33 protein-coding genes and 1 other RNA gene are annotated in these 16,215 nt (G+C 47.6%); 28 read left to right on the top strand and 6 right to left on the bottom strand.

Features of this window, described 5'->3' with window-relative positions:
- Positions 1-18: 18 nt before the first annotated feature.
- Positions 19-462 (bottom strand): hypothetical protein, encoded by a 444-nt coding sequence (locus tag ACHA8N_RS06905; RefSeq protein WP_393965233.1) that lies wholly within the window; start codon positions 460-462, stop codon positions 19-21.
- Between the two features lie 134 nt (positions 463-596).
- On the opposite strand from ACHA8N_RS06905, the gene rnpB reads away from it, so the two are divergent.
- Positions 597-970: RNase P RNA component class B (gene rnpB, locus ACHA8N_RS06900), an RNA gene on the top strand.
- A 109-nt stretch (positions 971-1,079) separates the two neighbouring features.
- A complete protein-coding gene (locus tag ACHA8N_RS06895; protein ID WP_393965232.1) occupies positions 1,080-2,225 on the top strand; it encodes a THUMP domain-containing class I SAM-dependent RNA methyltransferase in 1,146 nt (381 codons plus the stop codon).
- A 71-nt stretch (positions 2,226-2,296) separates the two neighbouring features.
- On the opposite strand, the gene ACHA8N_RS06890 is transcribed toward ACHA8N_RS06895, so the two are convergent.
- The gene (locus ACHA8N_RS06890) at positions 2,297-3,445 is read right to left on the bottom strand and encodes a tyrosine-type recombinase/integrase (protein WP_393965231.1); all 1,149 of its coding nucleotides are present in this window, start codon (positions 3,443-3,445) and stop codon (positions 2,297-2,299) included.
- Positions 3,446-3,713: 268 nt separating this feature from the next.
- On the opposite strand from ACHA8N_RS06890, the gene ACHA8N_RS06885 reads away from it, so the two are divergent.
- Positions 3,714-3,905 carry a hypothetical protein gene (locus tag ACHA8N_RS06885; protein WP_393965230.1) on the top strand — a complete coding sequence of 64 codons (192 nt, stop codon included), beginning with the start codon at positions 3,714-3,716 and terminating at the stop codon, positions 3,903-3,905.
- Positions 3,906-4,029: 124 nt separating this feature from the next.
- Here the strand turns inward: ACHA8N_RS06885 and ACHA8N_RS06880 are convergent, their stop codons facing one another.
- Together ACHA8N_RS06880 and ACHA8N_RS06875 are read right to left on the bottom strand one after the other, a co-directional pair.
- A complete protein-coding gene (locus tag ACHA8N_RS06880; RefSeq protein ID WP_393965229.1) occupies positions 4,030-4,668 on the bottom strand; it encodes a hypothetical protein in 639 nt (212 codons plus the stop codon).
- Positions 4,669-4,782: 114 nt separating this feature from the next.
- Positions 4,783-5,742 (bottom strand): helix-turn-helix domain-containing protein, encoded by a 960-nt coding sequence (locus ACHA8N_RS06875; RefSeq protein ID WP_393965228.1) that lies wholly within the window; start codon positions 5,740-5,742, stop codon positions 4,783-4,785.
- A gap of 255 nt (positions 5,743-5,997) precedes the next feature.
- On the opposite strand from ACHA8N_RS06875, the gene ACHA8N_RS06870 reads away from it, so the two are divergent.
- A complete protein-coding gene (locus ACHA8N_RS06870; RefSeq protein ID WP_393965227.1) occupies positions 5,998-6,189 on the top strand; it encodes a hypothetical protein in 192 nt (63 codons plus the stop codon).
- A 14-nt stretch (positions 6,190-6,203) separates the two neighbouring features.
- On the opposite strand, the gene ACHA8N_RS06865 is transcribed toward ACHA8N_RS06870, so the two are convergent.
- A complete protein-coding gene (locus tag ACHA8N_RS06865; RefSeq protein WP_393965226.1) occupies positions 6,204-6,614 on the bottom strand; it encodes a helix-turn-helix domain-containing protein in 411 nt (136 codons plus the stop codon).
- A gap of 183 nt (positions 6,615-6,797) precedes the next feature.
- Between ACHA8N_RS06865 and ACHA8N_RS06860 the strand changes: the two genes are divergently transcribed.
- The 7 genes from ACHA8N_RS06860 (at position 6,798) to ACHA8N_RS06830 (ending at position 9,942) form a co-directional block, all read left to right on the top strand.
- The gene (locus tag ACHA8N_RS06860; RefSeq protein ID WP_393965225.1) at positions 6,798-7,004 is read left to right on the top strand and encodes a helix-turn-helix transcriptional regulator; all 207 of its coding nucleotides are present in this window, start codon (positions 6,798-6,800) and stop codon (positions 7,002-7,004) included.
- Positions 7,005-7,138: 134 nt separating this feature from the next.
- Positions 7,139-7,816 carry a BRO family protein gene (locus ACHA8N_RS06855; protein ID WP_393965224.1) on the top strand — a complete coding sequence of 226 codons (678 nt, stop codon included), beginning with the start codon at positions 7,139-7,141 and terminating at the stop codon, positions 7,814-7,816.
- Between the two features lie 13 nt (positions 7,817-7,829).
- Positions 7,830-8,102 carry a hypothetical protein gene (locus tag ACHA8N_RS06850; protein ID WP_393965223.1) on the top strand — a complete coding sequence of 91 codons (273 nt, stop codon included), beginning with the start codon at positions 7,830-7,832 and terminating at the stop codon, positions 8,100-8,102.
- A gap of 25 nt (positions 8,103-8,127) precedes the next feature.
- Positions 8,128-8,427, top strand: a complete 300-nt coding sequence (locus ACHA8N_RS06845; RefSeq protein WP_393965222.1) for a hypothetical protein — start codon at positions 8,128-8,130, stop codon at positions 8,425-8,427.
- A gap of 102 nt (positions 8,428-8,529) precedes the next feature.
- The gene (locus ACHA8N_RS06840) at positions 8,530-8,673 is read left to right on the top strand and encodes a hypothetical protein (RefSeq protein WP_393965221.1); all 144 of its coding nucleotides are present in this window, start codon (positions 8,530-8,532) and stop codon (positions 8,671-8,673) included.
- A 61-nt stretch (positions 8,674-8,734) separates the two neighbouring features.
- Positions 8,735-8,965 carry a hypothetical protein gene (locus ACHA8N_RS06835; protein WP_393965220.1) on the top strand — a complete coding sequence of 77 codons (231 nt, stop codon included), beginning with the start codon at positions 8,735-8,737 and terminating at the stop codon, positions 8,963-8,965.
- Positions 8,966-8,970: 5 nt separating this feature from the next.
- Complete coding sequence (locus ACHA8N_RS06830) at positions 8,971-9,942, top strand: DnaD domain protein (protein WP_393965219.1); 972 nt, start codon at positions 8,971-8,973, stop codon at positions 9,940-9,942.
- 47 nt (positions 9,943-9,989) lie between these two features.
- On the opposite strand, the gene ACHA8N_RS06825 is transcribed toward ACHA8N_RS06830, so the two are convergent.
- On the bottom strand, positions 9,990-10,229 hold the full coding sequence (locus ACHA8N_RS06825) for a hypothetical protein (protein ID WP_393965218.1): 240 nt from the start codon (positions 10,227-10,229) through the stop codon (positions 9,990-9,992).
- 84 nt (positions 10,230-10,313) lie between these two features.
- Here ACHA8N_RS06825 and ACHA8N_RS06820 point away from each other — a divergent pair, with 84 nt between their 5' ends.
- The 17 genes from ACHA8N_RS06820 (at position 10,314) to ACHA8N_RS06740 (ending at position 16,215) form a co-directional block, all read left to right on the top strand.
- Entirely contained in the window at positions 10,314-10,556 is a 243-nt protein-coding gene (locus ACHA8N_RS06820; RefSeq protein WP_393965217.1) for a hypothetical protein, read from the top strand.
- A complete protein-coding gene (locus tag ACHA8N_RS06815; RefSeq protein WP_393965216.1) occupies positions 10,532-10,690 on the top strand; it encodes a hypothetical protein in 159 nt (52 codons plus the stop codon). The genes ACHA8N_RS06820 and ACHA8N_RS06815 overlap by 25 nt, the downstream gene beginning before the upstream one ends.
- Before the next feature lie 23 nt (positions 10,691-10,713).
- Positions 10,714-11,151 (top strand): hypothetical protein, encoded by a 438-nt coding sequence (locus tag ACHA8N_RS06810; protein ID WP_393965215.1) that lies wholly within the window; start codon positions 10,714-10,716, stop codon positions 11,149-11,151.
- 1 nt (position 11,152) lies between these two features.
- Positions 11,153-11,341: a hypothetical protein gene (locus ACHA8N_RS06805; protein WP_393965214.1), complete on the top strand. Its 189-nt coding sequence runs from the start codon at positions 11,153-11,155 to the stop codon at positions 11,339-11,341.
- Entirely contained in the window at positions 11,268-11,771 is a 504-nt protein-coding gene (locus ACHA8N_RS06800) for a Holliday junction resolvase RecU (protein WP_393965213.1), read from the top strand. The genes ACHA8N_RS06805 and ACHA8N_RS06800 overlap by 74 nt, the downstream gene beginning before the upstream one ends.
- A 36-nt stretch (positions 11,772-11,807) precedes the next feature.
- A complete protein-coding gene (locus ACHA8N_RS06795; RefSeq protein ID WP_393965212.1) occupies positions 11,808-12,089 on the top strand; it encodes a hypothetical protein in 282 nt (93 codons plus the stop codon).
- 1 nt (position 12,090) lies between these two features.
- Entirely contained in the window at positions 12,091-12,264 is a 174-nt protein-coding gene (locus tag ACHA8N_RS06790; protein WP_393965211.1) for a DUF6011 domain-containing protein, read from the top strand.
- Between the two features lie 4 nt (positions 12,265-12,268).
- Complete coding sequence (locus tag ACHA8N_RS06785; RefSeq protein ID WP_393965210.1) at positions 12,269-12,595, top strand: phage antirepressor KilAC domain-containing protein; 327 nt, start codon at positions 12,269-12,271, stop codon at positions 12,593-12,595.
- Positions 12,582-13,004 carry a replication terminator protein gene (locus ACHA8N_RS06780; protein ID WP_393965209.1) on the top strand — a complete coding sequence of 141 codons (423 nt, stop codon included), beginning with the start codon at positions 12,582-12,584 and terminating at the stop codon, positions 13,002-13,004. Before ACHA8N_RS06785 ends, ACHA8N_RS06780 begins: the two co-directional genes overlap by 14 nt.
- A 32-nt stretch (positions 13,005-13,036) precedes the next feature.
- The gene (locus tag ACHA8N_RS06775) at positions 13,037-13,384 is read left to right on the top strand and encodes a RyR domain-containing protein (RefSeq protein ID WP_393965208.1); all 348 of its coding nucleotides are present in this window, start codon (positions 13,037-13,039) and stop codon (positions 13,382-13,384) included.
- Positions 13,385-13,411: 27 nt separating this feature from the next.
- On the top strand, positions 13,412-14,125 hold the full coding sequence (locus ACHA8N_RS06770) for a hypothetical protein (RefSeq protein WP_393965207.1): 714 nt from the start codon (positions 13,412-13,414) through the stop codon (positions 14,123-14,125).
- Between the two features lie 165 nt (positions 14,126-14,290).
- Positions 14,291-14,539 (top strand): hypothetical protein, encoded by a 249-nt coding sequence (locus ACHA8N_RS06765; RefSeq protein WP_393965206.1) that lies wholly within the window; start codon positions 14,291-14,293, stop codon positions 14,537-14,539.
- The gene (locus ACHA8N_RS06760) at positions 14,514-15,035 is read left to right on the top strand and encodes a hypothetical protein (RefSeq protein WP_393965205.1); all 522 of its coding nucleotides are present in this window, start codon (positions 14,514-14,516) and stop codon (positions 15,033-15,035) included. Before ACHA8N_RS06765 ends, ACHA8N_RS06760 begins: the two co-directional genes overlap by 26 nt.
- Positions 14,930-15,451, top strand: a complete 522-nt coding sequence (locus ACHA8N_RS06755; RefSeq protein WP_393965554.1) for a dUTP diphosphatase — start codon at positions 14,930-14,932, stop codon at positions 15,449-15,451. The genes ACHA8N_RS06760 and ACHA8N_RS06755 overlap by 106 nt, the downstream gene beginning before the upstream one ends.
- A complete protein-coding gene (locus tag ACHA8N_RS06750; protein WP_393965204.1) occupies positions 15,451-15,597 on the top strand; it encodes a hypothetical protein in 147 nt (48 codons plus the stop codon). The genes ACHA8N_RS06755 and ACHA8N_RS06750 overlap by 1 nt, the downstream gene beginning before the upstream one ends.
- Positions 15,598-15,618: 21 nt before the next feature.
- Entirely contained in the window at positions 15,619-15,819 is a 201-nt protein-coding gene (locus ACHA8N_RS06745) for a hypothetical protein (protein ID WP_393965203.1), read from the top strand.
- A gap of 27 nt (positions 15,820-15,846) precedes the next feature.
- Positions 15,847-16,215 carry a YopX family protein gene (locus ACHA8N_RS06740; protein ID WP_393965202.1) on the top strand — a complete coding sequence of 123 codons (369 nt, stop codon included), beginning with the start codon at positions 15,847-15,849 and terminating at the stop codon, positions 16,213-16,215.

Raw genomic sequence — 16,215 nt, 5'->3', positions numbered from 1 at the left:
GTGGACGACTCAAAGTGTTTACTTTGGGTCTTTTCCTTTTTTATAGACCGGCGTCGGGACATCAAGCACCTCGCCTGTCCATTGGATCATCGCTTCCATTTTATAGCCGGTATCGTCCTCGTGGACAAATGATAAGCGACCGGAGTCGATCAGTTGGTACAAGCCGTATTCGACTTGATCCGCCCAAGAGCGTAGCGTCATCGCTTCATCGTACAGCGGGATTTGTTGCGGGAATCGTTCGTTCATCAATAAAATATCATGCTGGTCGAAATGGTAACTCCGTTTCGATAACGCATCAGGTTGTTTTACATTAAATGGCTCGAACGCATGGATGAGTTCACCCTTGCGATAAAAGGCAAAAATGCCGTTGCGGAGATGAAGTGCCTTGATTTCATCAATCTCGATCAAGAACGTCAATTTCCGGACGGTACGCTGGTTCGTACCAGAGCGTCGTTTTTTCATAGTACATGCCCCCTTCTGAACCATTGTACTATACCGCAAAATCACAGGAAAACGCAACTTTTCCGCCCATTGATTGAGAATTACCTCTTGCTAGAATCGGCGACGTGCGCTACACTGTTAAGCAGTGACTATGTTGGTTCGGACAATTGCGGGGCACTCCGGTGCTTTGAGGAAAGTCCATGCTCGCACAACCTGCGATGGTTGTAGTGATCGTGCTACACGAAAAGATAAGTGTAGGCAGCGTCGTGCTGACGGCAGAAGGAACGCCTAAGTCTTCGGATAGGGCCGAAACTTCTTGAAAGTGCCACAGTGACGGAGCCTTACTGGAAACAGTAAGGGTGGAACGAGGTAAACCCCACGAGCGAGAAACCCAAATTTGGTAGGGGAATTTCCGGAGCGGAACTGAACGCGAAGGAGAGCGTATGTAAATACGGAGATAGATGATTGTCGCCCGCGTGTGAGGGTCAAACCGTTTGCAACACTAGGGAACAGAACATGGCTTACAGGACCACATAGGCTGTTATTTTTACTTTGAACGAGAGTCCAGGTCCAACTGGGCTCTTTTTTTATTGAAATGATTTTGGAAATCTTAAAAACAGGTAGGAGCGTGAACAATCATGGCAAAACGTTTAGTCATCGCGACGGCGGCAATGGGAATCGAAGCCCTCGTCGCCAAGGAAGTCCGCGATTTAGGATACGAATGTACGGTCGAGGACGGAAAAGTCTACATCGATTGTGAGCTCGAGGACATTCCCCGTCTCAATCTCTGGTTACGGACGGCGGACCGTGTCAAACTCGTCGTCGCAGAATTTAAAGCGACATCATTCGAAAAATTATTTGATCAGGTCAAAGACCTCCCGTGGAGCGAACTGTTGCCGTGGGAAGCGAACTATGTCGTCAACGGCCGCTCGGTCAAATCGAAGTTGTTCTCGATCCGTGACTGTCAGAAGATCACCGAAAAAGCGATCGTCTCGCACATGCAGGAAGCGTACAACATGGGTGACGAGTGGTTACCGAAAACCGGTGCCAGCTTCCCAATTGAAGTCGCGCTCTTAAAAGACATCGCGACGCTGACGATCGACACGTCAGGCGATGCGCTCCATAAACGCGGCTACCGGGAGTTCCACTCGGCGGCACCACTGAAAGAGACGATGGCCGCAGCAATGCTGATGCTGACGAACTGGAAGCCGGATATGCCGCTGTACGACGTCTTTACGGGTTCCGGAACACTGGCCATCGAAGCCGCGATGATTGGACGGAATATCGCACCTGGTATCAACCGGGAATTCGCCTCACAAGAATGGGCCTGTATTCCGAAAAAAGCCTGGTTTGATGCAATCAAGGAAGCAAATGACAAAGCCGAGTGGGACAAACCACTCAAAATCTATGCTAATGATACGGATCCGGAGATGGTCAAGCTTGCAAAACAAAATGCCGAGCTCGCTGACGTCCGGGATGCAATCAACGTCATGCAACGCGACGCAGCCGATTTCAAGCCGAAGGAAGACTTTGGTGTCATTATCGGGAACCCGCCGTACGGGGAACGTCTCGAGGACGCCCGTGAAGTCCATCAGCTGTACCGGAAGATCGGTAATGCGTTCCGTGAATTCCCGTACTACAGTGTCTACATGATCACGTCATACGTCGAGTTCGAAAAAGCCTTCGGTCGTCCGGCGACGAAACGCCGTAAGCTTTACAACGGGAATATCGAAGTTCAGTTTTATCAATATTATGGTTTACGTCGGAAAAGACCGCATTCTTAAGCCATTTCTAGCCTTTTAGAAAATCCCATTGCACATCCATTGCACACTTGGTGTGAAAATCAGAATTTTTCTTACGAACCGCTCTGTTGAGCGGTTTTTTTGCGTTTCAAAAGCTGTTCGAATTGCGTTGCTGTATCGGATTGCAAAGTGTGCAATACGTGAGCGTACGTATCCATCGTCAACGTCGCATCAGCATGACCGAGTCGTTCCTGGATGACCTTGGCATGGACGCCCATTTCCATCAAGAGTGAAGCATGCGTGTGCCGTAAGCCGTGCAGGGTGATTTTCGGGAGCGAAGCGGCTTTGATGGTCTCGATGTGGCGTCGCCGGAGACCGGAATGCCAAAGATAAGCACCGGACACACCTAAACAGATCAAGTCCTCTTCGTTCCGCCATCCCATTCGTAAGCTGTCATACCGCTGTTCGATACGAATCCGCCGTAACTCTTCTGCGACGTGCTCCGAAATCGTCACGACGCGGACCTTTTTTCCTTTTGTGTTCGAGAAGGAGTAGCCACCCTTGACCTCGATCGCCGTCCGTTTGATCATGATGACCATCCGTTCCAAGTCGACATCGGACCAGCGGAGTGCCGTCGCTTCTCGGGCGCGCAGACCAGCATAGCTGATCAGCATGATCGCTGCATAGTTGCCAGTCGTCATGACGTCCTGTGCCGTCCGGAGATACGTGGCCAGTTCTTCGACGGAATAGGTCTCCATCTCCTTCAATCCTTCGTTCAGCTTCGAGACGGCAGAGAAGGGGTTCGTGCCCTTGTAATTATTCATCCGGATCGCCCAACTGAACATACCGACGAAAATGGCTCGTCGTGAATTGATGGTTGAGGCTTTTAGTCCATCCCGATGCCAGTCGGCCAACAGGCGCTGGGCGTGGGTCGGTTCGACGCGATCGACGTGCAGCTGCAGGAACCATTTGGGTACGCGATTGAGAATCGATTGGTAGGAATGATAGGTCGTGGTTGCCTTTGTCAGCCGGACATGATCCTCAAGCCAAACTGCAAAGAGTTGTTCCATCGTCCGAATCTGGATGACCTTGCGGATCGAACCGTCCTTGCGGGCGGCGACTTGTTCCGCAATCCAAAACTCGACCTCTTGTTTCCGTTTGTTGGAATAGTAGGCTTGGATTCGCTTGCCGCATTCATCCGTCCCTAATGACAAGCGGACCCACCACAGTCCTGTTTTTTCATTCTTCTTGATATTTGCCATCGTTATGGCCCCCAGTTCATTTCTGTATTAGAACGTACGTTCGTTTTGAATCGTGCAAAAAAGCACCGGAGAGGGTGCTTTAATGATACCCGTTTCTATAGGCTTTCAGCGCTTTGTAATTCATAACAACGATTAACTACTTCTTTTACCATTATATACAAACCTAACAAAATAAGGGAGAAAAAAACAGTAAAGTGATATAATTATTTCATTAGGACATAATCAAATGAATGCATATTAATTACAGTAGATAACGGAGGGAATGAATTTGATAAAACGTTACGAAAAGGAAAAGAAAGACTTTGACCAATACAGTGAAACAGTCGATAAGCAATTCAATGATTTTCGTGAATCAGCACAAAAACGATTTAATCAGCGTTTGAACGAAAAATCGGAACCTCTTAAGAATACAATTACTCAAAGTCCTTGGTTCGACGCTCTTCAAAACGGGAAAATTTGAATGTGCATAAAAAAGACGTTGCCAAAACTGCAACGTCTTTTTTATTGATCCGATTTCTATTACTACTATCACGATTACATGTTAAAAGTGACTGCACCAGTCTAGTCTGTGATATCATTTGTTTTTATTTTGTTTTGACGTCAACAGTGTATCGATCAGCTAACGATTCGAAATTTTCGTCGTTCGGACCATCTGCAATAAATTTGACAGCGGTAATTTTGTCAGGAGCTGATTCAGCTAAGAAGATAACGTTTCCTTTCTTTTTCACCTTACCGATGAATTCTCCACCTACATCTTCTGAAAGTACCATAGAAGCATCGATTTGCTCACCTGTATTAGTCGTTAATTTTGCCTGATTTGGGTGAAAATTGATTGTGGCATCACTTGTGTTTTCTGCTTCTACCTCAAAAGCAATCAATGTTACTTCATCTTTGTTGTCGAACATCTCTTTATAGTCTGCTACCGGTTTGAAGACGGACGTTTGAACTTTATTGATTTTAAAATTGATCGGTCCGAGTTTGGTGCTCACATTCAAATTCTTATTGGTGAAATGTGAACGTTTTTCACCGAGTTCACTCTTTTCGACTTTATTTCCATCAGCGCTCTCTTCTTTTTCTTTAGGCGCTTCTTTTGCTGCTGTCTTAGTTTTGTCGTCTGCTTTGACAGTTGTTTTGTCTTCCTTCGTCGTGACAGCGGATTCCTCGCCGCATCCAGCTAAGAGAAGTGCTGCCGTTAACGAAGTACCAATGATCATTCTTTTCATAAAAAGACCTCCCTTGATATATATGTGCTTTATCGTTACATATTTTACCATAAAGTATGCATATTGATTTTATTTTGGAAAACATAATCCAATTTTCTTTGGGAGTCTTTGACTTCACTTTTTACCATCCAGCTGGGACAACGTATATTGCTCGCTGACGTACGTCGTGATGTTGCTGAGGCGCTCTGGCGAGAGTCCGTCTAATACTTCTTGAGAAAATACGTCGCTGATCCGTTTCTGTTTCTCACTCATCGCGTTCGTGCGATCACCAGGAGACGCACTAGGGTCGTCGGTCAGCCCTAGCAAATAGTCGGTTGATACATTGAACAGTTCCGCGATCAGGATAATCATCTCCGGATCAGGTTGTTTCTTCCCGTTCTCGATCCGTGACAGCGTACTGGTATTCGTCTTCACTCGCATTGCCAATTCGTCTTGCTGCATCCCTTTCTTTAGTCGCCATTTTCTCAGCCGTTCGTTTTGGAATCTCTTCTCATGAACGAGAGTGGTGTGTCCTTGCTCAGAAAGGTGGATTCGATCGTTCGTCTTAGACGCATGTCCATCGTATCTGCTCGGAGTAGCTTCAGGACGCTCAACTCTTCCCAGCAGAAAGTCTGCGCTGACATCGAACGCGTCCGCTAGTAAAACAAGCGTCGACGGATCGGGTTGACGTTTCCCGTTCTCGAATCGAGATAGTGTCGCGGGTGTCATGCCAAACTTCGAAGCGGTCTCATCCTGCTGCCATCCACGCTGCGCACGTAGTTCTCTTAGTCGATCACCACGGAAAGATTTCTCCGTCAACGTCGCTGTTGCATCGTGGATTCCTTTCAGATGTGTTGTCGCACGATCTTGCGGATTCCGCTCTTCTGATAGTCCGAGTAGATAGTCTGAACTGCAACCGAACAATAAAGATAGTTTGGCGATGGATGTAGCATGAGGACCAATCGACCCATCATAGTATCTGGATATCGTCGATTTGCTCACGCCGATCGTTTCAGCGATGCTCGCCTTGTTCAAGCCGCTCTTTTTCATTTCTTCTTCGAATCGATCCCTGAATATTTCTGATGCATCCTTCATTTTTTCACCATCCTATAGTTTTAGTTATCGTCATTAGTTTATCAATTCTAGGGTGGGATGTAGGGTTGTTTATTACGAAAATAGGAGAGTAATGGATGGGGAGGATTGTATTCGCATGACAATTTTCGACAATTATGTCGAGAGAAAATATTTACCAGGGTGGTATTATTTTTCAAATAGGTCTTGTAAGGTTTGGAAAATAGTCTTAATATATAGAAAGGATAAGAATGAATGTTCGTATTTTTTTTCGAACTAGTGAAAGAAGGTAATTTAATGGGTGAAGTGGCAGTTCATCGTCAAAAGTCAGAAATGCGTTCCCTTGAATCAATTATGCGAGAAAAAGGAAAAATAGCGGTTAGTCTGAAGTTAGATGATGGAACTTTAGCGGCATTCAGTTTCACAGCAAAAGATTTACTTAAAAGTAAAATAAATAGAAACTTAAAATAAGCAAAGGCGCTTCCTTATTCGGAAGCGCCTTTTTCTTTTTGCTCTTTCATCGTCTTGATCATTGCCATGAGCATATCGAAATCTTTTTTTGAAATAGATTCAATATCTTCCTGTGTAAGGCCGTGAAATTTCAAGATATTCAATTTTGCCATTTCATGAGTTTTATATTCTTGTAAACTCATTTTTGGGTTATCAGTTCTTCCGTAAACATAATCTAGAGTAGATTCATGTAGATCAACAATTTTCTCGAGATATTCTGAGCTTGGCTCATTCTTACCTTTTTTCCAAGCGCTGTACCTTTGCTGTGAAACACCTATTTTTTCTGAGATTGCTTTCCCAGTCATTCCACTCATTTGTTCTAGCTTCGCAATTCGCTCACCAATAATGTTCATTTGATTTACCTCATCCCCATAAGTCATATCCATTACCTATCTCTCCTTAATATAGAGTAAAGGCGAGAAGTGCTGGTTGCACCCTTTATTCTATCTAAAATTGATTCAATCGTCTAATAATCGAAAATAATAATCAGATAATTGATAAATATCGTTGACATCAATAAAATATTGATTTATTGTAAGGGTAAGAAATATGAGAAGGAGGTGAAACGCTTGAGAAACACGCCAAGGCTTACGTTGATTCTTCGCAGAGAAGAACTGGGGCACAGTCAAAAATTCATTGCCAATAAAGCAGGTATTTCTTTCAGCACTCTGAGTCAAATTGAACGTGGTAAACAGGGGGTAAATGTCAAACAAGCTATTTTATTAGCTAATGCTCTTCAAACAACCGTAGAAAAATTGTTCAAAGATGAAGTGTGATTTTTTTTGGAATTAAAATCAATTATTAATTGAATTATAAATTAATAGTTGTTAAATTTCACTGTTTAACTTTTCTCATTTGAAGATTTACTGAATTAATTTGATCTACCAATAAAAAAACAGGAGTGAAAATAGTGAATCAACTTACAAAAGTGTTTGAAGGTAAGGAAATCAGATTGATCGAGGAAAATGGAACACCACTTTTCGTGGCAACTGATGTAGCGATGGTTCTTGGTTATCAAAAACCAAATAATGCAGTCAATCGTCACTGCAAGGGTGTTGCCCTGAAACGGGGTATCACCGACTCGCTTGGTCGAATCCGAGAAATACGTGTCCTTCGAGAATCTGATGTCTATCGCTTAGTTATCAATTCTAAGTTACCTGCAGCGGAAGATTTTGAAAACTGGGTGATGGAAGACGTGCTTCCATCGATTCGTAGTACCGGATCGTACGAAGTGCCAAAAGGTATCCCATTTGCCGAATTGTTCACTGCGACGGCTCAGCTACTTGAGAGCCAAGGAAAAACAGAAGCGGCGATCACGGAACTCACGGAAAAGGTTGATTTACGCATGACACTCGATTATGGACAACAGTTGGCCATCGAACGAGCCAAGAAGAAGCGGGCAGAGCAGTTGTGGCAAGAGTTCGATGCGCAGCCGTCCGATTTATACGACACGAAAGGGAAGTTGTACGGACGTTTTGGCAGCGACATCAAGCGTGCCTTCGCTGTCGCATCCTACCGGGACATCCGACAGAACCAATTCGATGAAGCACTCTCGTATGTCACACACTGGCGTCCGGCGCTCGTTTGAAAGGAGGTTCGTCATGAACCCGATTGAAATCGTTACACTCTCTAAAATACAACTCGAACAATTGCTCGAGGAAAGTGCGAATCGTGCCGTCCAAAAGTTGTCCGATCAGCAAGCCCGGTGGTTGCAACGGCCGGTAGCTGCTTCATACCTTGGCATTGATGCCGTGACACTGGATAAATACACGATCCGCGACGGCATACCGTATCACACGCCGCGCAACTCGAAGTTGAAACTGTACAACACGGTCGACCTCGATGCCTGGGGTCGGGGCGAAGTCTGGAAATAAAACCACACACGAAAGGATGAATCACATGCCACTCTATAAAAATCTTGATGTCTTAGCCAACACGCTCGTGGATCGGTTCCATGAAAACCCAACACTTCAACCCTTGATCAACGTCGAGGACGTCGTCTCAAACATCCTCGTTGATGTGACCCGGGAGATGGTCGAAGAATCGGAGCAAGATGCCTTGGTTCATTTCAAGCAGATGGTCAAAAATGATCCGATTATCGTGATTGACGCCATCAACAAAAAACACGTTCTGCATCTTATGGAAGACACGTTCGATATGCATCTGCTCCGAATGGATCCTCCAGTCAAGCTGAAATGAACGCATATGTCATCTATGGTTTCGCTTTGACCGCTTGTGCCATCGCTTTCGGCGGTTGGTGGTGGGATGAGCGGGAGATTCGCAAGGGAAGGGGGTGAGCACATGTCACCGGAAGCATTCGTCATGCTGGGGACGGTCTGGATCGTCTCGCTTTTCATCGTCGTACCACTCTTCATCCTTGAAGGTCGGGAAGAACGCGAATTGGAACGAGAACAGGCAGATAAAGAAAAAAGCCACCACTCATGAGAGCGATGACCACTTTTGACTAGGACCTTAAGTGTATCACGCTCCGGACAGGAGGAAAACCATGAACATCATACAAGTGAATCGAAAACGTGCGGAAGATCCGCATGAAGTCATCAAGGAGGAAGCGGAAACGATCCGCTACTTCGTCGAACAACTGGACGAACTCTTTCCGGATGCGATACCTGAGGGAACGCCAGCATGGAGTGTGATGCATGCGATTCATGCAGCAGCCACTCGTATCACGGAAGCAAATGAACGAACACGTAATGTGTCACAGAAAGCATTGGGGTGAATTGCATGTCCATCATACGCATCAAGAAAGAAGACAACTACGTCGTCATCGATAAGACGACATTAAACAACAGAGAACTAAGTTGGAAGGCAAAGGGGCTGCACAGTTACCTGATGGGGTTGCCGGACGACTGGAAGGTGCAAGAATCGGATCTTGTCAATCGATCGAGTGACGGAAGAGCAAGCACACGATCAGCCATCAAGGAACTAACGGACGCCGGGTACATCAAGCGGGTCGCTGTTCGAGAGAAGGGCAAGTTCAAGGAATGGGAGTTTGTCGTCCATGAACGTCCGGTGTTCGACGTCAAACCGAAAGAGGAACCAAGTGAATCGGAGGACGAACCGAATTCTGTCGATCCACCGGAACAGCCGAAACCGAATCCACCAGAATCCGAAAACCGGAAAGTGGTTCCACCAGAATCCGATTTTCCAAAAGTGGAAAAACCAATAGTGGAAAATCGAACACTACTAAGTATTGAAGGTACTAAAGAACCAAAGTTACTAAAAGAAGTAGTAGTAGACGCGGGCGCGGAACAGGATCCACTGACGAAACTCATCGCCTTTTACAAAGCAAACATTGAACCACTCGCTCCACCCTTTACGATCGAAAAGATTTTGGATGACGTCGAGAGTTACGGCATCGAACTGGTGCAATTCGCCATCGAAACCGCAACACTCTCAAACGTCCGGAAGTACAGCTATGTCACAGGAATCCTAAAGACGTGGGCACAAGCCGGCATCAAGACCGTCGAGCAAGCGCATCACCAAACGAACGAGTTCCGGGAACGACAGCGCACACGTGGTGGTAATCGGCGCCAGGGTTCGTCCGGCATGAAAGCGCCGGACTGGCTTGCGAAGGAGAAGGAAAAACAACAAGCCTACGAAGCAGAACAAAAGGTAACCCTCACATCGAACGTACCGGACGACGCGGAAGTCGCAGCTCTCCTGCAATCGCTCGAAGCGACGGAAAGGGGCTGAGTGTTCCGTATATCATCGCTGGTCTGAACACGGAACAAGTCCGGAAGCTACGATATGCCCTCGGGTTGAACAAACGCCGGAAGCCGTGGCGCAATTACTACCGGTCGATGCAAGAAAATGCGGACTGGGAGTGGATGTGTCGACTCGGCATCGCCACCTGCGCGTCTCGTGAGGGCGGATGTGTCATCTACACCGTGACCTACGAAGCGGCGAAGCAACTGTACGGCAAACGCATGTCGATCCAGCACTTCAACAACTGTTTGGACGAAAGGGGACTGAAAGGGCATGAACACCTTCGACGCCATGAAAGGAATCGCCGCCGGAGACATCCGCTGGCTTGATCAAGATGAACGTGAAGGAGGTGAGGATGGATGAACACTCTCGTCTTCCGGAAGAAACACGAGTGGCAGGACCGAGAAGAAATCTTGCTCATCTCGAATCAGATTCGTCGGCACACCTTGGTGGACGGGCGATTGGTCAAAGTCGAAAACGGACTCCGACCGATCGGTATCGCCGTCATGCTGTCGAGGGAACGAAAAGAGTGGACGCTCGAAGGTCGCGCACTCGATAGACATGAGGTGACACGGCGATGGCCCGACCGACTCGACGAATAAAATACCGCGGAACGCAGCCCCGCCTGTTCAATCGTTACGAAGAGAAACAGTACATAGTGCTGTACATCCCAGATGCAACACAACACGAGACGCAACGACTGATCAAGGACGGATGGCGACCGCTCCGACTCTAACATGAAAGGGAAGACGGCACAGGATGGAATTTATCGCACATAAGCTGACGAAAGCACAACGCGTTCTCGTGGAGAACAAACTGAAAAGCCTGTATACGTTACCTGCCCGCATCGAATCGCTCAAGGCTCGATCAGCTCCCTCGGTCACGGCCGGTTACCAACCGAGTGAGGTGCAACGGAACAGTCGACCATCGAGCAGCGTTGAAAAAGCGGTCATGTTGCTCGAACAACTCCGGCAAGCGGAAGCGGAACAACGCCTCTTGCTCCGGATCCGTGAAGAACTGGACGAGACTGACCCGGATTTGAATGAGATCTGGAATCTCCGGTACCGACCAAAATTTAAATACACCGACAACGTCGTCATCGAGATGATGCGCTACGGCAATCGCAACACCTACTACGAAGCGAAAGACAAACTACTCGGTATCGTCGCTGATCGCTTCGGCGTTTGGGAGGACTGACATGATCATCGACTACAAACGATACCGCTATGAGCGGGTCACACAAGCCCGACCACGAAGCGTCGCGCTATTTCTTGCAGAACGTACACCAAATCCATTCCGGAAGGAGGGACAGGATGCGACATCACGCCAACCGCGGCAAACGCTTCGAGACGATGCTCGAAATGTCGAACCGACATTACAGACTTAAGAAAATCGCACATGTCCGCAAGACCCATCCGGAAGCGAAGTTTCTACTCGACAAGGAAGGCAAGGTCCGGAAGTATTGGTTCGAGAAATCGGGCGGTCTGGACTTCGCCGGCATGTATGAGGGACGGTACCTGTCGTTCGATGCGAAATCAACGAAGAGTACGACATCTTTTCCGCTCGTCAACATCGAGACACATCAATTCGATGAACTCCGGCGTATCGAGGACTTCGGAGGTATGTCCTTCCTGTTGATCCACTTCGAAAAAATCGGCAAGACGTTCTATCTCTCAAGCGGAGACGCACTGGACTGGGCGAATCAACGAGAACGCAAGTCAATCCCGCTGAGTTGGTTCGAGGAACAGACGAGCGAGGTCGTCTCGAAGGACGGTGTCTTACTCGACTATCTGAGTATCACGGCACAACACTACTAATCATGAAATGGGGCGAAACACATGGACGGACAAAACATGTTCAAGAAAATTTATCGGCAAGTAGAGGACGAGTATCATTTGCTCGGCGCACGCGGCAGTTCTGGCCAGCGGGTAATCCTCATCGACATGCTCAGCAAGCTTGACGCACGTCGTGATGACATCAACGAGGAAACGGACGGTCAGGACGTCATCGACAGCGTGATGATTGAGTGGCAGAAACGACTCGAAGCCATGCCGGGTCCGCGTTTCCTGACGGAGCGGTACACGATCAAAGACTTGATGAAATTCGTCGAGACATTGAAAAGTCCGGTGGCTTGAGATGCATCCGGACATTCCGAAAGACCGGACCGGCTACTGCCCAATTTGCGGAAGACGCTTGAAGACGAAAGCCAGTCAGCGTGATGGTATCGGTCCTACATGCAAAGCAAATTGGCTCCGTCGCCGGACGGATGTCGGAGCTCAGCTGCAGTTAGAACTCAAAGGGAGAGGGTGACTGTATGGATCCGGAACTCGAACGCATCTTATCCGACAAACGCTCGATGACGACGACACAAGTCGCTAAAGGCTACCGGATGTCAGCAAGACGTCTGAATCAACTGCTCGAAGCGGCGGGCATCCAGCGCAAGGTGAACGGAAACTGGGAGCTCTGCACGGCGCATCACAAACGCGGACTCGTAACGTTCAACGAATACCCGTTCATGCACCGCAATGGCAGCATGGACTGCACGATCACGATGAAGTGGACGCCGATCGGTCGGCTCCTGATCCACGACATCGTCCTATCACAATCAACTAATCGGAGGGAATCACATGCCACAACCTAAAATCAACCTTAACGAATTCGCGGACGGCGCATTTGCCGAACGTGTCAACAATGCCTTGAAGGAAGTCTATGCCAACATCGCAGATCTCAACACGGATCCGACGAAGAAGCGGAAGGTGACGATCTCGATGACCTTATCAGCGGACGAACAGCGTGACCTTGCGATGGTCGACATCAGCGTCAAGACGACGCTGACGCCAGCACGTGCCATCGGTTCGAAAATCATCATCGACGTCGACTTCGATGGGAACGCTGTCGGTCAAGAACTCAAGTCGAATTCGCCGGGTCAGATGATGATCACGGAGAGCGGCGACATCGCGAACGACGTCGGTGTCCCAATCGTCGACGAACCGGTACTGAACGACGATAAACTCATCGATTTCCGCAGCAACCGTTCCGCGAAAGCTTAAAACTTACAAAAAAACGACTGGAGGAATGAAAGATGGATAAGTTAACAATCGAACTCATCGCCAAGACGTGTCATAACGTCAACAAGGCATATTGCGAAAGTGTGAATGATTTTTCGCAACCAACGTGGGAAGATGCGCCGGAATGGCAACAAACGAGTGCGATTCTCGGTGTTGAGTATCACTTGGAAAACGACGTCACACCAGAGATGTCGCACGAGAACTGGTTGAAGCAAAAACTCAAAGAAGGTTGGGTCTACGGAAAAGAAAAGGATGCCGAACTCAAGACGCATCCATGCATGAAACGTTACGAGGAGTTGCCGAAGTTCCAACGCACGAAAGACGCACTATTCAAATCCGTTGTCGATTCATTCAAAAACTAAAAACTAATTCGAAAAGAGGGTTCATTCATGTCATTACTCAAAGACGCATTCAGTTGGATCAAGGATCACGGTCAATTCCAAACAGCAGAGGTACACGGTCGCACGGTTTCAGACCGTGACCTCCATGCCATCAAAGCGCCAATCGCAAGCGCCTTGAAAGTCCACACACTCACAGCACTCGTCGAGTACATCAAGAGTGAGTTTGACACGAACGAGCCGCTGCTCGTCCACATCAAGGATCCGGAGACGGTCACGGTCATGAGCAAGCTCAACGGGGACCAAAACCGCAACCATTACATCGAGGCGCAAGCCTACATCCCATCGTTCCGCTTCGACTCGTACTACGACGCAGAAGATGTCAACATCAAGCTCCAGTCCGTGTTCGTCCCGAATCCGGATCAAGCGTTGATTCTGAAAATCGTCGGCAACATCAAAGAAGACAATGTCCGGACGGCTGGGGATGACGGTATCTCGCAAGCGGTCACGATGAAGACGGGCGTCGCTACTGTCGCTGACGTCAAGGTCGTAAACCCGGTCACACTCGCACCGTACCGGACGTTCGTCGAGGTCGATCAACCAGAAAGCAAGTTCGTCCTCCGGATGCAAAACGGTCCACGTGTCGCCTTGTTCGAAGCGGACGGCGGCGCTTGGAAGAATGAAGCCATCCGGAACATCGAAGACTACCTGATGGAAGCACTTTCCGAATTTAACGAAACAGAAAAACTCACGATCATCGCGTAAGACAACACAATCGAACAGGCCAGGCACCGTCCTGGCCGTTTTAACTCAACGCTTAGAAAGTAGGATTTCAATATGTATTTATCACAATGGCTCACAATCATCAGCTTAGTACTTTTATTTTCCTTACTGCTACTCCTTTTCTTAAAAGGATTGAAAGGTCAAAAAATGCAGCGGAAATCAAAGCAAGATCAAAAGAATGACCGGGCATTCGAAGAAACGTTTACCCGGCTGCGGCAAGAGACGGAAGTGAAACGGCACGACATCAAGCGTACGTTCCAACAGCAACCACCGAACGCGAAAAACAACCGCTCGACACACGAAGCGATTCATTATCCGTCCTACCAAACAGAAGATTACACCACTAACCAGTCACAGGAGGAAACGAACGATGGGTCACACGCAGCTGATCAATAAAATGTCGCACAACTCATGCATCGAACTTGTCAATCGCAAGACACCTTGTCCACCGGAAGAACCGAAACGCTATTTTCATCATCCTTACGGCATGGCCTATCGCATCAACAACGAATGGGTACCGTGTCCAGGCTATGGAGACGAGACGGTCGCTCCGCAACCGCCAGAAGACCGGGAACGCCCATCCGCTGAAGAGTGGCGACCGAAGAAACCGGAACCACCGGTCATCCCGCCGCGCGTACTCAGCCCGCCCCGTGAGGAACTGGATCAACTGGTCGAAAAACGTGGCATGTCCCTCGCGGCAATCGGACGCCTGAAAGGATGCAGTGCGACGACCGTTCATAACTGGTTCAAGGAACACAAACTCAAAACACCTGCCGAACGAAAGAAATTAGTAGAGGAGGAACAAGCATCATTTTACAAGTCGGAACATGGCTCCTGCTTTGCGAGAAGCAAGCCCAATTCGATCAACACGTACTCGAACAATACAAGCTGACTGGTGTTCCTATTTGGGAACGGACGACTGCTTACCGCGTCGAAGCAGCGGAATGCATCAATGAACTGAAAGGGGCGTGGAAATGGTGGACCGTCAAGGAACCGCAGCGGAAACAATTCGTTGAAGAACTGGTCGATGCTCTGAAGTTCCTCGCCGGTATCGCCGCTATCGATCTCGTGAGTGGTGGACCGATCGGCTATCACGCCATGATCCATCGCGCCTATACGCACCACGTTCGAAAAAACGATGAAATGAAGCGGCTCTGTTTTTCGGCCGTCGATGCCGCGACGATCCGCCGGTCATTCGGTGCACTGTTACTCATTGCAGAACATCTCAACGTGACGGAACAGGAAATCATCGAAGCGTTCGATGCCAAGACAGAAACGAATCTCGAGCGTATCCTGACGAATTACTGATGTGGGTTCGGATTTACTACGAAAAAGGTGGCGCCAAAGAGACATGCGTCACCTGGGCGGCCAATAAAGCGGAGTGCGAAAAGCTTGCTGAGGATCTGGGTGGCGTCTTGCTGAATGTTGAGAGTTATCCAGCGACTAAACAGTAAATTTTATAGGGAGATGATGAAGTGAAGAAAACTTGTGGCGGTTGTAGGGCATTGGATGGACACTCTTACGACAATCAGTACAAATGCGAATTAGGTTTTGAAATTCGAAATGAATTAAAGAGGGACGGTTTTCCTAAACCACTAGAAGAATGTCCTAAACCAAAAACAATCAAAGAACTTGGAATTGAAGAAGAAAAGTATAGAAATCGTTTTAACCAATAAAAGTTTGATTTTAGGAGGAAGAGAGACGTGAGAGAAATTAAGTTTCGGGCGTGGGATAGTGAAAAAGAAGAAATGGCAAAGGTTATCAGTATTGGTGGAGAAGACATTACATTGCAAGATGATGAAGGTGATATTTGGGATTCGGTAATGGGATATATCGCCTATCCAATGCAATACACCGGAATCAAAGATAAAAACGACGTTGAGATTTACGAAGGAGATATTGTAATAAAAAGTCAATTCGGCTACGACGGAACATTTCAAGTTTTGTTTGTCGAAGAATCATCCGGTTTCTTTTTAAAAGATGCAGTCAGCGAATTATGGAGTATGGGTTCTTTAAATCCAATTGAAGTCATCGGTAACATCTACGAAAATCCAGAATTGTTAAATCGATAA

Origin of the sequence: Exiguobacterium sp. S22-S28 (genome assembly GCF_043359615.1) — a bacterium.
GTDB lineage: Bacteria > Bacillota > Bacilli > Exiguobacteriales > Exiguobacteriaceae > Exiguobacterium_A.
The sequence above is the reverse complement of the archived record's forward strand: the minus strand, read 5'-3'. Positions and strand labels throughout refer to the sequence as shown.

What these genes read in the sequence shown, in the direction of transcription:
- ACHA8N_RS06805 (WP_393965214.1), top strand. Translation starts at nt 11,153, where the DNA reads ATGATCATCGACTACAAACGATACCGCTATGAGCGGGTCACACAAGCC.
- ACHA8N_RS06815 (WP_393965216.1), top strand. Translation starts at nt 10,532, where the DNA reads ATGGCCCGACCGACTCGACGAATAAAATACCGCGGAACGCAGCCCCGC.
- ACHA8N_RS06765 (WP_393965206.1), top strand. Translation starts at nt 14,291, where the DNA reads ATGCAGCGGAAATCAAAGCAAGATCAAAAGAATGACCGGGCATTCGAA.
- ACHA8N_RS06780 (WP_393965209.1), top strand. Translation starts at nt 12,582, where the DNA reads ATGCCACAACCTAAAATCAACCTTAACGAATTCGCGGACGGCGCATTT.
- ACHA8N_RS06905 (WP_393965233.1), bottom strand. Translation starts at nt 462, where the DNA reads ATGAAAAAACGACGCTCTGGTACGAACCAGCGTACCGTCCGGAAATTG.
- ACHA8N_RS06785 (WP_393965210.1), top strand. Translation starts at nt 12,269, where the DNA reads ATGGATCCGGAACTCGAACGCATCTTATCCGACAAACGCTCGATGACG.
- ACHA8N_RS06830 (WP_393965219.1), top strand. Translation starts at nt 8,971, where the DNA reads ATGTCCATCATACGCATCAAGAAAGAAGACAACTACGTCGTCATCGAT.
- ACHA8N_RS06800 (WP_393965213.1), top strand. Translation starts at nt 11,268, where the DNA reads ATGCGACATCACGCCAACCGCGGCAAACGCTTCGAGACGATGCTCGAA.
- ACHA8N_RS06880 (WP_393965229.1), bottom strand. Translation starts at nt 4,668, where the DNA reads ATGAAAAGAATGATCATTGGTACTTCGTTAACGGCAGCACTTCTCTTA.
- ACHA8N_RS06850 (WP_393965223.1), top strand. Translation starts at nt 7,830, where the DNA reads ATGAACCCGATTGAAATCGTTACACTCTCTAAAATACAACTCGAACAA.
- ACHA8N_RS06760 (WP_393965205.1), top strand. Translation starts at nt 14,514, where the DNA reads ATGGGTCACACGCAGCTGATCAATAAAATGTCGCACAACTCATGCATC.
- ACHA8N_RS06775 (WP_393965208.1), top strand. Translation starts at nt 13,037, where the DNA reads ATGGATAAGTTAACAATCGAACTCATCGCCAAGACGTGTCATAACGTC.
- ACHA8N_RS06840 (WP_393965221.1), top strand. Translation starts at nt 8,530, where the DNA reads ATGTCACCGGAAGCATTCGTCATGCTGGGGACGGTCTGGATCGTCTCG.
- ACHA8N_RS06865 (WP_393965226.1), bottom strand. Translation starts at nt 6,614, where the DNA reads ATGGATATGACTTATGGGGATGAGGTAAATCAAATGAACATTATTGGT.
- ACHA8N_RS06835 (WP_393965220.1), top strand. Translation starts at nt 8,735, where the DNA reads ATGAACATCATACAAGTGAATCGAAAACGTGCGGAAGATCCGCATGAA.
- ACHA8N_RS06875 (WP_393965228.1), bottom strand. Translation starts at nt 5,742, where the DNA reads ATGAAGGATGCATCAGAAATATTCAGGGATCGATTCGAAGAAGAAATG.
- ACHA8N_RS06810 (WP_393965215.1), top strand. Translation starts at nt 10,714, where the DNA reads ATGGAATTTATCGCACATAAGCTGACGAAAGCACAACGCGTTCTCGTG.
- ACHA8N_RS06890 (WP_393965231.1), bottom strand. Translation starts at nt 3,445, where the DNA reads ATGGCAAATATCAAGAAGAATGAAAAAACAGGACTGTGGTGGGTCCGC.
- ACHA8N_RS06895 (WP_393965232.1), top strand. Translation starts at nt 1,080, where the DNA reads ATGGCAAAACGTTTAGTCATCGCGACGGCGGCAATGGGAATCGAAGCC.
- ACHA8N_RS06845 (WP_393965222.1), top strand. Translation starts at nt 8,128, where the DNA reads ATGCCACTCTATAAAAATCTTGATGTCTTAGCCAACACGCTCGTGGAT.
- ACHA8N_RS06795 (WP_393965212.1), top strand. Translation starts at nt 11,808, where the DNA reads ATGTTCAAGAAAATTTATCGGCAAGTAGAGGACGAGTATCATTTGCTC.
- ACHA8N_RS06790 (WP_393965211.1), top strand. Translation starts at nt 12,091, where the DNA reads ATGCATCCGGACATTCCGAAAGACCGGACCGGCTACTGCCCAATTTGC.
- ACHA8N_RS06825 (WP_393965218.1), bottom strand. Translation starts at nt 10,229, where the DNA reads ATGCCCTTTCAGTCCCCTTTCGTCCAAACAGTTGTTGAAGTGCTGGAT.
- ACHA8N_RS06770 (WP_393965207.1), top strand. Translation starts at nt 13,412, where the DNA reads ATGTCATTACTCAAAGACGCATTCAGTTGGATCAAGGATCACGGTCAA.
- ACHA8N_RS06750 (WP_393965204.1), top strand. Translation starts at nt 15,451, where the DNA reads ATGTGGGTTCGGATTTACTACGAAAAAGGTGGCGCCAAAGAGACATGC.
- ACHA8N_RS06820 (WP_393965217.1), top strand. Translation starts at nt 10,314, where the DNA reads ATGAACACTCTCGTCTTCCGGAAGAAACACGAGTGGCAGGACCGAGAA.